This window comes from Candidatus Schekmanbacteria bacterium (assembly GCA_003695725.1).
Lineage (GTDB): Bacteria > Schekmanbacteria > GWA2-38-11 > GWA2-38-11 > J061 > J061.
The window spans coordinates 1-14,449 of sequence record RFHX01000275.1 but is presented as its reverse complement, the minus strand read 5'-3'; the positions used below and the strand labels follow the sequence as shown (position 1 = coordinate 14,449).

13 protein-coding genes are annotated in these 14,449 nt (G+C 38.4%); 11 read left to right on the top strand and 2 right to left on the bottom strand.

The genetic code is table 11. The features are described 5' to 3' along the window. Window positions 1-420: 420 nt before the first annotated feature. The 11 genes from D6734_10670 (at window position 421) to D6734_10620 (ending at window position 10,503) form a co-directional block, all read left to right on the top strand. Window positions 421-1,470: a 2,3-butanediol dehydrogenase gene (locus tag D6734_10670; GenBank protein RMF93212.1), complete on the top strand. Its 1,050-nt coding sequence runs from the start codon at window positions 421-423 to the stop codon at window positions 1,468-1,470. A 29-nt stretch (window positions 1,471-1,499) separates the two neighbouring features. Then, the gene (locus D6734_10665) at window positions 1,500-2,447 is read left to right on the top strand and encodes a hydratase (protein RMF93211.1); all 948 of its coding nucleotides are present in this window, start codon (window positions 1,500-1,502) and stop codon (window positions 2,445-2,447) included. A 23-nt stretch (window positions 2,448-2,470) separates the two neighbouring features. Beyond that, the gene (locus D6734_10660) at window positions 2,471-3,028 is read left to right on the top strand and encodes a hypothetical protein (GenBank protein RMF93210.1); all 558 of its coding nucleotides are present in this window, start codon (window positions 2,471-2,473) and stop codon (window positions 3,026-3,028) included. 19 nt (window positions 3,029-3,047) lie between these two features. Then, window positions 3,048-3,614 (top strand): hypothetical protein, encoded by a 567-nt coding sequence (locus D6734_10655; GenBank protein RMF93209.1) that lies wholly within the window; start codon window positions 3,048-3,050, stop codon window positions 3,612-3,614. A gap of 56 nt (window positions 3,615-3,670) precedes the next feature. Next, on the top strand, window positions 3,671-4,819 hold the full coding sequence (locus D6734_10650) for an acyl-CoA dehydrogenase (protein RMF93208.1): 1,149 nt from the start codon (window positions 3,671-3,673) through the stop codon (window positions 4,817-4,819). Between the two features lie 72 nt (window positions 4,820-4,891). Further along, on the top strand, window positions 4,892-5,674 hold the full coding sequence (locus D6734_10645) for a crotonase (protein RMF93207.1): 783 nt from the start codon (window positions 4,892-4,894) through the stop codon (window positions 5,672-5,674). A gap of 19 nt (window positions 5,675-5,693) precedes the next feature. Then, entirely contained in the window at window positions 5,694-6,662 is a 969-nt protein-coding gene (locus D6734_10640; protein RMF93206.1) for a thiamine pyrophosphate-dependent dehydrogenase E1 component subunit alpha, read from the top strand. A gap of 27 nt (window positions 6,663-6,689) precedes the next feature. Further along, the gene (locus D6734_10635) at window positions 6,690-7,664 is read left to right on the top strand and encodes an alpha-ketoacid dehydrogenase subunit beta (GenBank protein RMF93205.1); all 975 of its coding nucleotides are present in this window, start codon (window positions 6,690-6,692) and stop codon (window positions 7,662-7,664) included. Between the two features lie 42 nt (window positions 7,665-7,706). Further along, the gene (locus D6734_10630) at window positions 7,707-7,946 is read left to right on the top strand and encodes a biotin attachment protein (GenBank protein ID RMF93204.1); all 240 of its coding nucleotides are present in this window, start codon (window positions 7,707-7,709) and stop codon (window positions 7,944-7,946) included. Between the two features lie 23 nt (window positions 7,947-7,969). After that, window positions 7,970-8,791, top strand: a complete 822-nt coding sequence (locus tag D6734_10625; protein RMF93203.1) for a hypothetical protein — start codon at window positions 7,970-7,972, stop codon at window positions 8,789-8,791. 158 nt (window positions 8,792-8,949) lie between these two features. Next, a complete protein-coding gene (locus D6734_10620) occupies window positions 8,950-10,503 on the top strand; it encodes an Rne/Rng family ribonuclease (protein ID RMF93202.1) in 1,554 nt (517 codons plus the stop codon). Between the two features lie 483 nt (window positions 10,504-10,986). Here D6734_10620 and D6734_10615 read toward each other — a convergent pair whose 3' ends face one another. Next, window positions 10,987-11,688, bottom strand: a complete 702-nt coding sequence (locus D6734_10615) for a Crp/Fnr family transcriptional regulator (GenBank protein RMF93201.1) — start codon at window positions 11,686-11,688, stop codon at window positions 10,987-10,989. 16 nt (window positions 11,689-11,704) lie between these two features. Then, window positions 11,705-14,449: L-glutamate gamma-semialdehyde dehydrogenase (gene pruA / locus D6734_10610; protein RMF93200.1), on the bottom strand; the 2,745-nt coding region annotated here is incomplete at its 5' end.

Here is a 14,449-nt window from a genome sequence, read left to right as displayed (position 1 = left end):
CCATAGAAGAGAAGAGATTGAACGAATTGCTTCAATACTTTCTGACTGTAAAATCCTTCTTTGTTCAAGCGCTGGCGCTTTCATAATGCATTTATTCAGGAAAAAAGGAATCAAGATTCTATTCGCATACGGCAGAGTTGATGAAATTTTTAAAAATTTGCTGAGTTGAAAGGTCAAATTTGTTGTTTAATTATCAAAAAATGTTGTGATTTTTTGATTTTAGTTTCTTGAATATAGACTAATTAAATTAGTTATATAAGATACTGATTGATTCAGTTTTTTTTGCTTGACTTTTCAATTTCATAATGAAAAAAGTCAAGAGTCTTTCTGTTCATAAAGATTTAAAAAAATACGTTTTTTGCTAATAGAAATCTTGTTGAAAAAATTGTCATTATTGTCTTCAAAATGCGGAGGTGACTTATGAAAGCGTTGGTATGGCATGGCAAAGAAGATGTTAGAATCAGTGATGTTCCAGAGCCATCAGCTGGCAAAGGCGAAGTGAAAATAAGAGTTCAAGTCTGCGGAATCTGCGGTTCAGACCTTCATGAATATCGCTCGGGTCCTGTTATAATTCCAAGAAAACCCCACCCCTTAACCGGAAAGGAACCTCCCGTCATAATTGGACATGAGTTTTCCGGTGATGTAGTTGAAGTTGGAGAGGGTGTGAGTAGAATTGCAGTAGGCGATAGAGTGGCTGTAAATGCCTGTCTAGTTTGTAATGAATGTTATTGGTGCAGAAAAGGAGCGTATAACCTTTGTGCAAAACTTGGAAGCATTGGATTTGCTCATGATGGAGCCTTTGCAGAATATGTTTCGGTGCCTGAATATACCTGTTTCAAGATTCCTGAATCTGTATCTTATGAACAGGGCTCTTTTGTTGAACCTGTTGCAGTTGCTGTGCATGCTGTAAAGAGAAGCAGAATAAAACCGGGTGAAACTGTTGCTGTAGTTGGCGCAGGTCCTATAGGGCTACTTGTTATGCAGTCTGCTTTCGCAAGCGGCGCCGGCAAAGTTTATGTAGTTGAGCCGATGCCTTCGAGGCGCGAGCTTGCCAAAAAACTTGGAGCAACCGAGGTTTTCGATCCAACTCAAGGTGACCCGGGAAAGATGATTCATCCTCTGACAGACGGCCTGCGGGCGGACATAGTTTTTGAATGTGTAGGGAAACCCGCCTCATTAGAGACAGCTCTTAAAATGTCAGGCAAAGGAGCTCGCATTGTCATTGCAGGAATTTTTACACAACCTGTTGAGTTCCCTTTTATTAGGATGCAGGCGCATGAAAAGGAATTGATTGGAAGTTCTGCCTATCCTGATGAATTTCCTGCTGCAATAAACTTTCTTGCTGACGGCAGGGTCAAGGTTGATTCATTGATTAATTCAAGAATAACGCTTGATGAAATAATAGAAAAGGGTTTTAAAGAGCTTATAGAAAATCCTGAAAAACATATAAAGATTGTTGTCACTCCTTAATAATTTAAATAAAAAATCGGGGGGTTCATATGGCAAAGAAAACCACAAAAAAAGCTCAAAAAGTCAAAATAGCACCTTGTTGTCCAATTCCGCCGTATCCGGGCGAAAGAGAAAAAGGAAAGGAAAGTCTTGTCAAAGTTGCAGCTATTCAGATGGAACCGGAGATTGCAAACAGAGAAAAGAATGTAAATGAATCATTGAGACTTATAAAAGAAGCAGTGAAAAAAGGAGTAAAATTGGCTATTCTTCCTGAACTTTGTAATACCGGCTACATTTATAATTCGAGGCAGGAAGCATTTGCCTGTGCTGAACCAGTGCCAGATGGACCAACATCAAAAGCATGGATGAAAGCGGCAAAGGATGGCGACATCTATATCTGCGCAGGAATTACAGAAAGAGAAGAAAACCGCCTCTATAATACTGTTGCAGTTTTTGGGCCTGAAGGATTTCTTGGAAGATATAGAAAAACTCATTTGTGGAATGAAGAAAAGATGTGGTTTACTCCCGGTGATGTAGGATATCCCGTATTTGAACTTCCCTTTGGCAAGATTGGATGCAGAATCTGTTATGATGGATGGTTTCCTGAAATAACAAGGATTTATATGGCTCAGGGAGTTGATATTGTATGCGACTCTACTAATTGGGTCATTGTGCCGGGCATCCAAACTCCAGAAAAACCGGCAGCGGCTTATACGGCGCAAGCTCTTTCTTTGATGAGCAGTATGTATACAATCTGCGCTGACAGAATAGGAGTTGAGCGAGGATGCACCTATCTTGGCAACAGTTGTATTATCGATCCTGCTGGAAATTTTGTTGCAGGACCAGCATCATTTGATAAGCCCGAAGTTGTTGTTGCTGAAATCAATGTGATGGCAGCTCGCTATAAACATTGGTCTGAATTCAACAATCCTTTGACGGATAGAAGAACAGACCTCTATGATAATCTTTTGGGTTATAGGCCCCCGGAAAAAAAGTAATTTTTTAATATAAGGAGGCAGGTATGGGTGAAAATCAAGCAGTTGACCTTCCGGTCAAATATATGAAGGAAACAGGCAGAGAAAATTTTGAAGAGTTCTGCCTTGATGCAACAAGGGCAATCTTTGCTCATGTCTATTACACATGGAAGACACTAAAAGCCGCAATGGATCCCATAGAGGCATTAGATTTGTATTGGAAGGTATGGGAAGGGCTTGCCGTTGTTTCTTTTGAAAGCGCAAAACAAGCTCTCGGAATCAAAGAGGTGAACGATATTCCAACTTTAGGAAGAATCTTTCAGTACAGTTTCCTTGCTTATCCCTGTTTATATAATCTTGAGGAAAATACAGAAGATTCTCATGTGGGTATAATAGACTTTTGTCCAAATCCAATGTATGGTCCAAAAGATAACCATATGGATCGGCTTGACTATTACAGGCAGGAAGCGGAACTTTCAAGAAGATATATCTGGAAACTGGTTGAGCTTGCAGGTATGAAGGATAAAGTTGAAGCTGATCAGGATTTGTTTATGTGTAGAGATGGCTCAACAGACCATTGCAGAATTTTTATAAAGAAAAAATAAAGGCAGGGAGGAATAAGCAATGACAAGATATTTTGAACCAGACAATATACCAGAGGGAGAAGAACCTCTGTTTGCGGCACTTAAAAGAATCAATCGTTCAATAGAAGATCAGGCAAGGGCAAATTTCAATAGCTTTATAGCAGTTGACTATTTCCTTTACAATGGAATGGAGAAAGGAGTAGGTAAAGAAAAAGCCCAACAACTTCACAGACAGCTTTGGGAGAAATATCCTCCAATTTGGGTTAAGACAGCCAAAAATTCATTGAATATAGGTGCGGCTGACAATCCTCAGGATGTTGCAAAGATCATAGAATTTTGCCAGAAGACGAGATTTTGCAACTTCAATATTTCAAAAGCTGATGATAGTACGATAGAAGGTGAAATTACAATCTGTCCCTTTGTCGAAGTAACGCAGCAGACTTTCAATATACCTAAAGAAGATCCCTATTTTGAATCACTTGAAAAGGCGACGGAAGCTTTCATTCAAGGGATAATTGACCAGACACCTTTGAAGGGGAAAATGACTGTTAAACTTGAATCTGCAATGTGCAGAGGTGGAAGCACTTGTAAGGTTATTTGTAAATAAGTAGTTCTCTGTTGATGATGAAAAAGTGAACATTAATGTAGAAGGAGTTATCAATTATGGATTTCAAGCTTACAGAAGAACAACAAATGTTAAAGGATATGTGTCGTAGTTTTGCTGAGAAGGAGATTATGCCAAATGCAGAGCATTGGTATAAAACAGGAGAGTTCCCTACTGAAGTTTTCAAAAAGATGGCAGAGCTTGACTTGATGGGTTTGTTGATCCCTGAAGAATATGGCGGATCAAATGTGGGAACAGTGGCTTATGTTGCCGCAATGGAAGAGATTGCAAGGGGTGACCAATCAGTTGCTACCACTTGGAATGCCCATATAACGATCGGCAGTGTTCCTTTTCTTTATTTTGGAACGGAAGAACAGAAAGAAAAATTTCTAAAACCGCTTGCAAAAGGTGAATGCATAGGTGCATTTGGCCTCACAGAGGCAAATGCCGGTTCCGATGCGAGAGGGATTGCGACAAAAGCAGAGTTGAAAGGTGATGAATGGGTGATAAACGGTACAAAGTGTTTTATCACAAATGTTGGAACACCTCTCAGCTATGGAGTGGTTATCCTTGCTATTACAGGAATAGATGAGAAGGGAAGAAAAGAGTTCAGTGCAATAATCGTTCCAAAAGATACGCCGGGATTTACCATTGGGAAAAGGTATGAAAAGATTGGTTGGCATTCAGTTGATACGAGAGAGCTTATTTTTGAAGATGCTCGAGTCCCGAAAGAAAATGTTCTTGGACAAGTCGGGCAAGGGCTTAAGCACTTTATGGAAGTTCTTGATGTAGGAAGAATAAGTATTGCCGCACTATCTTTGGGGTGTGCGCAGAGAGCTTACGAGCTTGCTCTTCAACACGCACAGGAAAGGGTTCAGTTTGGCAAACCAATATGCAAAAATCAGGCGATCCAATTCAAGCTTGCTGATATGGCAATGGAGATCGAATGCGCAAGACTCCTCACATATAAGGCGGCATGGTTGAGAGACAACAATCAACCCTATGCAAAAGAAGCCGCAATGGCAAAAACATATGCCTCTGAAGTTGCAGTGAGAGTGACAGAACAGGCAGTGCAGATTCACGGCGGATATGGTTATACCGAAGAATATGCAGTATCGAGATTTTACAGAGATGCGAAGATATTGACAATCGGCGAAGGTACCAATGAGATTCAAAGAATGATTATTGCCCGTATTATAGGATGCTAAAGTTTTGGCTCTTTTTGATAATAAAGAAAAACTATTTGTAAACCTAACAAAATTAAAGAGAGGCGAGAAATCATGGCATGGGAATATTTTATTGTAGAGGTTGAAGATGAAATTGCCCTTGTAACCATAAACCGTCCAAAAGTTTTAAATGCAGTTGATTTCAATGTAATTAAAGAAGCAGGCAAGGTATTCAATGAACTTGAAGAGCGCAATGATGTGAGAGCAATCATATTGACAGGCGCCGGCGATAAAGCATTCATTGCAGGCGGAGACATAGGGGCGATGAATTCGTTGACGATGGAAGAAGCTCACCGCTTCGTTGCCACAGGGCAGAGGGTAATTTATGATATCGAACGTTCGAGCAAGATTACAATTGCCGCAATAAACGGATTTGCCCTTGGCGGAGGCACGGAAATTGCATTGGGATTTGATTTGAGAGTTGCTTCTGAAAATGCGAAGCTCGGACTTCCGGAAGTTACTGTAGGATTGATTGCCGGATGGGGAGGCACTCAACGCCTATCTCGAATTATAGGCAAAGGGCGCGCAAAATACTACATTTTAACAGGAGAGATGATAAGCGCGCAGGAAGCAGAAAGAATCGGGCTTGTAAACTTGGTGGTGCCAAAGGAAGAATTGATTCCAACCTGTAAGAAGTTGGCAAAAAAGATAATGGCAAACAGTCCTATTGCAGTTCTTCAATCAAAAAAATCAATCAACGAAGGTCTCAATATGTCACTTGACCAAGGGTTAAAATATGAAGCCGATGCTTGGTTGGTAAATTATGCCACTGAAGACAGAAATGAAGGTTTGAGCGCTTTTCTCGAAAAACGCAAACCGAATTTTAAGGGAAAGTAAAAAGGAAGGAGATTGAGAGATGTCGAAACTTGATAAAGAGAGTAAGATTTCCCTTCTAAAGACTATGCTTACGATTAGAAAGTTTGAGGAAAAGGTTTCTGAAAATTTTGCGGCAGGCCAAATACCGGGTTTTATTCATTTGAGCATTGGACAGGAAGCGGTTTCAGCAGGAGCATGTTTCAATTTGCGGAAAGAAGATTATATTTCAACGACTCATCGCGGACATGGGCAGTGTATTGCAAAAGGAGTTGAGATTAGGCCCTTGATGGCTGAAATATTTGGCAAATCGACAGGTTATTGTAAAGGCAGAGGCGGATCGATGCATATAGCATCTCTTGATTATGGTATGCTTGGTGCCAATGGGATAGTGGCAGGAGGCATACCTATGGCAGTAGGAGCCGCCTTCAGCGCAAAATATAGAAAGACGGATCAGGTAGTAGCTTCTTTTTTTGGCGATGGAGCAACAGGTGAAGGAGCGTTTTACGAATCAATGAATATTGCATCCATTCTTAAACTTCCAATTATTTTCGTCTGTGAAAACAACAAATGGGCGGAATTTTCTCCTCAGCAAGTGCATATGGATATAGAGAATGTTGCCCAAAGGGCAAAAGCCTTTGGCAATGTAGCGGCAGAGACTATTGATGGAAATGATGTTGAGCTCGTAGTCGATGCAATGGAGAGAGCAATTGAGCGGGCGAGAAGCGGCAACGGACCTACTCTTCTTGAGTGCATTACAACAAGGTTTCATGGCCATTACGAGGGTGATCCACAAAAATATAGACCTAAGGAGGATATAGAAGGAGTTCGCTCAAAAGACCCTATTGTTCGATATAAGACAAAATTGAAAGAGGAAGGTGTGCTTGACGATGCAGGAGCTGAAGCTCTTGAAAAAGAGGTTGAAGGAATAATTGAAGACGCACTGCAGTTTGCAAAAGAAAGCCCTGAACCGGACAGCAAAGAATTGCTGAACGATGTATATGTTAACTGAGGACAAAAAAGAAAAGAGGAGTTAACAATGGCTGAAACAAGATATATACGAGCGGTCAACGATGCCCTCAGAGAGGAAATGGAAAGAGATGGTTCGGTTTTTGTAGCGGGAGAAGATGTCGCTTTAGCAGGCGGTTCTTTCAGCGCTACAAGAGGATTGCTTGATAAATTCGGTGCTGACCGCGTTGTCGATACCCCTATTGCTGAAACAGGCATCATAGGATTGGCAATTGGCGCTGCTCTCACAGGACTTCGTCCTGTCGTTGAGATAATGTTTATGGATTTTATAACTTGCGCAATGGACCAAGTAGTAAATCAGGCGGCAAAAATAAGGTATATGTTTGGTGGCAAGCCCAAACTTCCTCTTGTTATCAGAACACAGTGCGGCGCAGGACTTAATGCAGGACCGCAGCATTCTCAGTGTTTGGAAGCATGGTTTGCTCATGTGCCGGGACTAAAAGTAGTAATGCCAAGTACAGTAACAGATGTTAAAGGACTTCTAAAAGCTTCAATTAGAGATGATAATCCTATCCTATTTATTGAAAATAAGACACTTTATGGTCTGAAGGGAGAAGTGCCTGATGAAGATTTTACTCTTCCCATAGGAAAAGGAGACATCAAGAAGGAAGGTGGTGATGTTACAGTTATTGCTACTTCAAGAATGGTGCATCAGGCATTGAAAGCTGCCTCAAAATTATCAGAAGAAGGAATTGATATTGAGGTTATTGACCCTCGGACAATATCGCCTCTCGATAAGAGTTTGATCCTCGATTCTGTTAAAAAAACGGGGCGTGCGGTTGTTGCTTTTGAGGAAGTAAAATTTGCAGGATTTGGAGCAGAAGTATCTGCGATGATTGCTGAAGAAGCATTTTCAGACTTAAAGGCGCCGGTACAGAGAATTGGCGCTCCTTTCTGTCCTGTACCTTTTAGCAAACCATTGGAAAAGGCATATTTGCCGGGTGAAGAAGAAATAGTGGAAGCAGTCAAGAAAGTGGTTAAATGAATTGAATCCAAAATAGAAATTAATTAAGGAGGAAACTTTTAAATGGCAGTTGAACTTGTTATGCCCAAATTAGGACTGACTATGGAAGTCGGTTCTGTTGTAAGATGGCTGAAAAATGAAGGTGATAGAGTTGAAAAATCAGAAGTGATCTTGATAGTAGAAACTGAAAAGGTAGAATATGAGGTTGAATCTCCTGCTACAGGAATTCTTAAAAAGATAATTGGACAACCTGAAGTTGAGTATCCGGTAGGAGAAGTGCTTGCTATAATCGAAGAAGAATAAGAAGAAAATACGAGGTTTTTTATATGGATCCAAAAGAACTTGAAGAATTATCCCTTAAACAATCAGAGAAGATTTTAAAAGCTATCAAGGAAGGAGACAGAGAGAAGGCGATAAAGGAATGTGAATCTCTGCCAAAAGAATTTATCCTTGTTCATAAAGGACTGGCGAGAGTCGTAGAATATATTCTTCAATATAATGAAAAGGTGTTTAGAGAAGAACAGCAGAAGATTTCAGAAAAGATAACAGAGAAGGTAAAAGCAGGTGATTATGATGGGCTTGAAGAATTATTCGAAGAAAGGGAAAAACAACATCGTATTGTCCATGACCTCTATATTGAAATAATGGCAGCATCTTTTAGTTATATGGGGGAAGTATATGGCGATGAACGCCTTGAAGGAATTCTTCGCTATACAGGAGAAATGCAGAAGAAGGGATTTGAGGCATGGGAGAATATGGAAGTTGAGGATTTCGTGAGGATGACAGCCCATCTTCTCAAAACTCATATGGGAAAGATGAAGGTGATTGAAGATGACGAGAAATTTACTTTCATTCACGATCCTTGTGGAAGCGGAGGAAGATTGCTTCGCGAAGGCGCTTATGACCCACCGAAAAATTATTACAGAGTAAAAGATCCAAAACCAATAGGGTATAATAGGCCAAATTTTCCTGCTTATTGTTCACATTGTATGGTATGGAATAATATTCAATGCATAGAATGGTTTGGACATCCCCAGTGGATTCATGAACCGCCTGAAAAACCGGAAGATCCCTGTATTTTCCACATTTACAAAGATCCCTCGAAGATTCCCGCAGAGTATTACGAAAAATTCGGAAAGAGAAAATAAAAAAGTTACCAAGGGGAGACTCCTTTTTTCGGGAGAGCTCTCATTTCTTACCTTTTTCGGACTCATCTTCTTAAAATTGGTTGATATATTATTTTTGATATGAATAATAATTTTATTAAAAAATATAGATTGCACGGTTCGTTGGAGGAGATAGTGCTTTGTCTAAACAATTTATTGTAAATTCAACTAATTATGAGACTCGCCTCGCTGTTCTTGAAGAAGGTAATGTTGTCGAAATTTACATTGAAAGAAAAAAAGAACGCGGATATGTGGGAAATATTTACAAAGGAAGAGTTACGAAAGTACTTCCGGGTATGCAGGCGGCATTTTTAGATATAGGAACAGAAAAAGCTGGATTTCTGTATGTTGATGATATTTGTGACGATGCAGAGGCATATAGAGAGTTTCTTGAAACAGAAGAATCTGTATTCAATAATAATGTTGAGGAAAGTGAGCTCGTAGAAATTGAAACAGAGCCTCAGTTTCTAAAAGAAAGAAAGAAAAGGTCTAATGTTCAGATTGAAGACCTATTGAAGGATGGCCAAGAACTTCTTGTTCAAGTAGCACGTGACCCAATAGGAACAAAGGGACCTCGTTTGACATCATACATCTCCCTGCCGGGCAGATATTTAGTGCTTATGCCTACAGTCAAACATATTGGTGTTTCAAGAAAAATAGAAGACCGCTATGAAAGGATGCGCCTGAAAACTATCGTCGAAGATTTGAATAAATCTAATTATGGTTATATCGTAAGAACAGTAAGCGAAGGGAAAGATGAAGAAGAATTCATTTCAGATATGGATTTTCTTACAAAACTTTGGAAATCTATTTCTGAAAAAGCAGAAAAAAGACATTCCCCGGGCTTAATTCATTCTGATTTGGATTTAATACTTCGCTCTATTAGAGATATGCTTACAATGGATGTCGAGCGGGTTTTAATTGATTCAAAAAAGGATTATGAAAGATGTTTAAAATTTGTTCGTGAGTTTCTTCCACATTATGAAGATCGCATCCATCATTATGAATCAAATGAACCAATTTTTGATGCATTTGGAATTGAAGTTGAAATTGATAAGGCACTTGGGAAAAAAGTTTGGCTCAAATCAGGCGGTTATATAGTGATTGACGAAACAGAGGCACTTGTTTCTATTGATGTTAATACAGGTCGATATGTAGGCAAAAAAAATCTTCAAGATACTATTTTAAAAACAAATCTTGAAGCGGTCAAAGAGATAGCATATCAGATACGCCTGCGAAATATAGGCGGAATTATAATAATTGATTTTATCGATATGCAAAAGGAAGAAAATAGGGAAAAAGTTTACAAAGCTCTTGAATATGAAGTCAGTAAAGACAGAATAAAGACAAATATCTTGAAAATTTCTGAACTTGGCTTGATTCAAATGACACGCAAAAGAGTTAGAGAATCCCTTTCAAAGATTCTGTGTCAACCATGTGAATACTGTGAAGGGAGGGGAATGGTAAAATCTGTGGATACAGTTTTTTTTGACATTTTAAGAAAGATAACAAGAGAACTTTCCAGAGTACCACACAAGAAAATTATGATTAGTGTTCATCCGAGCATAGCTGATAAATTTTATGAAGAAGAAAATCATATCATAGAAGACCTTGAAAAAACTTACCACAAGAAGTTGGTTATTAAGACTGATTTTGATTGTCATTTGGAAGAGTACGACATTATGACAATGTAAGAGGGGTCAAGTCTGCTTTTGGCTTTTCTGATGTTTTTTCTTAATTTTTTCAAATAGTTAAATAATGACATTATCCATTTTTTATTTTTTTTTATCATTTTACAACGGTGTTTATTGTGTAATTTTTGCTCTTCTTATAATTACTCGTAAAAGTTGACAATAGCATTTGGTGATGCTTTGGTAAAAACCCAATTGTTGTATTGCACTTCATTCTTCGTATCTGCGACATATAAGCAAATATAATGCATTCCTCATTGCCTGCACGTTTTGCGTCCATCTCTTTTTCATGTGCCGTCAATTTGATTTAATAGAAAAACTACTGCTTCCCCAAAGGCTTTCTATCGTGGCGAGCTTCGACTTTGCAACGCTCACATCTTTTTAAAAAGGATTGGCAAAATAACCTCAATGCCTATGCTCTTGAGACATAGTTTTTGAGAGGCAACTTCAGACTTATATATTCAAAGAGACGCTATTTATCTTGTATTATCTTTTCTTTCCTTCAGCCAGTGCTTTCAATTTTTCTGCATTTATTATTTTTACTTTCTTCCCCTTGAAATCAATAATTCCCTTTTCTTTCATTTTCTTGAAAGTGCGGTACAATGTCTCATTTACTGTACCTAATTTTCGTGCAAGTTGAACTTTACTGATTCCGATTTCAAAAACAACATTATCTTTTGCCTCAATAGATTTATTCTTTTTTATTTCATCGAGCAAAAATCCTGCAAGGCGCGACGAGACCTCCTTCAGCGAAAGCTCTTCGATCATTCTGTTAAACTGTATAAGGTATCGCGAAAGCGATGCAAGCATCTTAAGAGATAGCTCAGGTGTGTTTTTCAAAATAGATAAAAATTGGTCTTTTGGTATCGAGATGAGCATAGAATCTTCAATTGCTTCGGCATAAGCAGGATAGTTTCCTCCTGAAAAAAGCGCCGCTTCTCCAAAACTTTCCCCTTTTTCAATGATATGAAGAATCTGCTCCTTGCCGTCATTTGAAAGCTTGTAAATCTTTACCTGCCCTGAAAGAATAATATAAAAGCTTTCTGCTTCATCTCCATCCTCAAATATAATTTCATTCTTACGAAAAATTTTTTTTCTTGCAATTGAGATAACTTTTTTCATTGCATCCTCATCAAGGTCTTCAAAGAGAGGTATTTTTTTTAACAGAGCTTTTTCTTCATCTTTCATTGCAATAGTGTGCCTTTCATTGGTTTTTTAATGGAGCATAACCGTGCCGCATTATATTTTCACAAAGAGTTTTGGGAATCATAAACTGCAATAAATAATCAGGACCTCCTGCTTTTGAACCCATTCCCGAAAGTTTATAGCCGCCAAATGGCTGTCTGCCAACAACTGCTCCTGTTATTCTTCTGTTGATATAGATATTTCCTGCTTCAAGTTCATTTTTCACTTTTTCTATGTTTGCCGGACTTCTTGATATTATCCCTCCTGTAAGAGCAAAATCACAGTCATTAGCAAGCTCAATAGCCGATTTTATATCTTTCACTCTAAAAACTGCAAGCACAGGCCCGAATATTTCTTCTTTTGCAATCAAGGAAGAATTATCCATACATTCGAAAATAACAGGTCCAATGAAATAACCATTATCAGGCAGTTTATCCTCAGGTGTTTCATAGAGAAGTTTTGCATCACTCTTTCCTTTTTCTATATAAAATTTTACTTTGCTATAGGCATCTTCATCAATAAGCGGTCCGATAAAAGTCGATGGAGATTCTGCAGGGCCAATTTTTAAACTCTTCGTGCTTTCTATTAATCTTCCGGTAAACTCATTATAAATTCCATCGAGCACAATCAATCTTGAACAAGCAGAACATTTTTGACCCTGATATCCAAAAGCAGATTCAATTGCAGATTTAATTGCTACATCTATATCTGCGTCATTATCGATGATAAGTGCATTTTTTCCTCCCATTTCGGCGATAACCTTTTTAACTTTTTTCTGATTTCTTTTCGTGTTGGCGCATAATTTGTTAATTCTCAATCCGACTTCCTTTGAACCTGTAAAGGCAACAATGTCTATTTTGGGATGTTTTACAAGATATTCCCCTATTTCTTCACCAAGCCCTGGAAGGAAATTAACGATTCCTTCGGGAATTCCTGATTTTTCCAAGAGTTCGTAGAATTTATAAGCAATAACTGAAGTTTGTTCTGCCGGCTTCATTATCACTGCATTCCCTGTTACCAATGCCGCAGATGTCATTCCTGTCAAAATGGCAAGAGGAAAGTTCCACGGCGAGATGACGACGGCTATCCCTCGTGGAATGTATGAGTATTCATTTATTTCACCCGGAATTGGATCAAGGATTTGTTTTTTATCTAATCTTTGCATCTCAGATGCGTAATATTCAAGATAATCAATTGCTTCACATACATCTGCATCAGCTTCCTTCATCGGTTTGCCGCCTTCCAGCACTTCTAAAGCCGCTAATTTAAACCTTTGTTTTCTCATTAGCTCTGCAGTTTTCAATATAAATTCACATCTCTTTTCAGCAGAAATGGACTTCCACTTTTTTTGAGATTTTAACGCCCATTCTATCGCTTTTCTTCCATCCTTTCTTTCTGCCCGTGAAACATAACCGATAATTTCATCAGGATTTGAAGGGTTGACCGATTCAAGAGAAGATATTTTTTTTATCTTTTTGCCTCCAATAACGAGTGGATATTCTTTACCCAAATCTTTTTTTATCGAAGCAATGGCGTCCAGCATTTTTTTGCGGATATCTGGAAAGGAAAAATCAGCAAGCGGCTCAATTTGAAATTTTTTGGTTGATGATTGTAATTTGCCATTATCCGCTTCTTTTTTTTCGACGAGTTTATGCGGGCTTGCAAGAAGCGTATCTACAGGTTCATCAAAGAAAAAACTTTTCATTAAAAAAGAGTTATTGGAAGTATTTTCAAGTATTCGCCTTACGAGGTATCCCATTCCCGGAATAAGTTTTCCAAAAGGCGTATAAACTCGAACTTTAAATCCCATATCAACCAAGGCTTTCTTAATGGGATTTCCCATTCCATAAAGAAGCTGAAATTCAAAATTCGTCTTTGGAATGTGGAAGTATTCAGCTAATGCAAGAGCTGAAGCAATACTTCGAATATTATGGGTTGCAAAAGCTGGTTTTATCTTGTCATTGTGTTGGAGAATTTTTGCAGAAAGTATTTCAAAATTGGCGTCTGTTTCTTCCTTTTTGGTAAAGACAGGGCATTGCCATCTATTTTTTTGGGAGTTTATAACCTCGTAATCCCAATACGCACCTTTAACTAAACGAATATGCAATTTTTGGTTGGATTTACTTTCCCATTTCAATAGTTCTTCAAGTTGATGCTGTGAATCCTTGAGGTATGCCTGCACAACAGTGCCGAAGCTCTCGATTGATTCAGATATTCTTTCTTGAAACAGATTTTTAACAATTTCGACGATCAAATTTCTGTAATGAAAGTTTTCCATATCTATAGTTAATTCCCCTCCATATATCTCAGCTTTCTGAATTATTGGCATAATTCTTCCAATCACTGCTTCAACTGAATCTTCGAATGCAAGAGGGTCAAATTGAGAATATAGAGACGATACCTTCAATGAAAGATTGATTTTCTTTTTTTCCTTAGAGTCTTTGGAAAAATTTGAGGTAGAAAATTCCTCAATCAATTTTAGATAAGTTTGCACATATTCTTCAGCTTGTCTTTCACTAGTAGTTTCTTCACCTAAAACATCGATGGTAAATTCCATTCCCTCTTTTTCAAGCAATTTAATAGATGATAGCAGCTCTTCAATATTTTCTCCTGCTATAAATTTTCTAGCCATCTTTTCTATTGAAAGCCGAGTTAATGAGGAAATTATACCTGCTGTTAGAAGTCCTCCGTAAGAAACAGCAGATGCTGCCCATAGATGTATTGGTATTCTTTTGTTCTTGAGAGGAAAATACTCTTTGATATG

Bases quoted from the DNA above. Each gene is read 5' to 3' on its own strand.
- D6734_10645 (RMF93207.1), top strand. From the start codon at position 4,892: ATGGCATGGGAATATTTTATTGTAGAGGTTGAAGATGAAATTGCCCTT.
- D6734_10615 (RMF93201.1), bottom strand. From the start codon at position 11,688: ATGAAAGATGAAGAAAAAGCTCTGTTAAAAAAAATACCTCTCTTTGAA.
- D6734_10665 (RMF93211.1), top strand. From the start codon at position 1,500: ATGGCAAAGAAAACCACAAAAAAAGCTCAAAAAGTCAAAATAGCACCT.
- D6734_10670 (RMF93212.1), top strand. From the start codon at position 421: ATGAAAGCGTTGGTATGGCATGGCAAAGAAGATGTTAGAATCAGTGAT.
- D6734_10650 (RMF93208.1), top strand. From the start codon at position 3,671: ATGGATTTCAAGCTTACAGAAGAACAACAAATGTTAAAGGATATGTGT.
- D6734_10640 (RMF93206.1), top strand. From the start codon at position 5,694: ATGTCGAAACTTGATAAAGAGAGTAAGATTTCCCTTCTAAAGACTATG.
- D6734_10630 (RMF93204.1), top strand. From the start codon at position 7,707: ATGGCAGTTGAACTTGTTATGCCCAAATTAGGACTGACTATGGAAGTC.
- D6734_10625 (RMF93203.1), top strand. From the start codon at position 7,970: ATGGATCCAAAAGAACTTGAAGAATTATCCCTTAAACAATCAGAGAAG.
- D6734_10655 (RMF93209.1), top strand. From the start codon at position 3,048: ATGACAAGATATTTTGAACCAGACAATATACCAGAGGGAGAAGAACCT.
- D6734_10635 (RMF93205.1), top strand. From the start codon at position 6,690: ATGGCTGAAACAAGATATATACGAGCGGTCAACGATGCCCTCAGAGAG.
- D6734_10660 (RMF93210.1), top strand. From the start codon at position 2,471: ATGGGTGAAAATCAAGCAGTTGACCTTCCGGTCAAATATATGAAGGAA.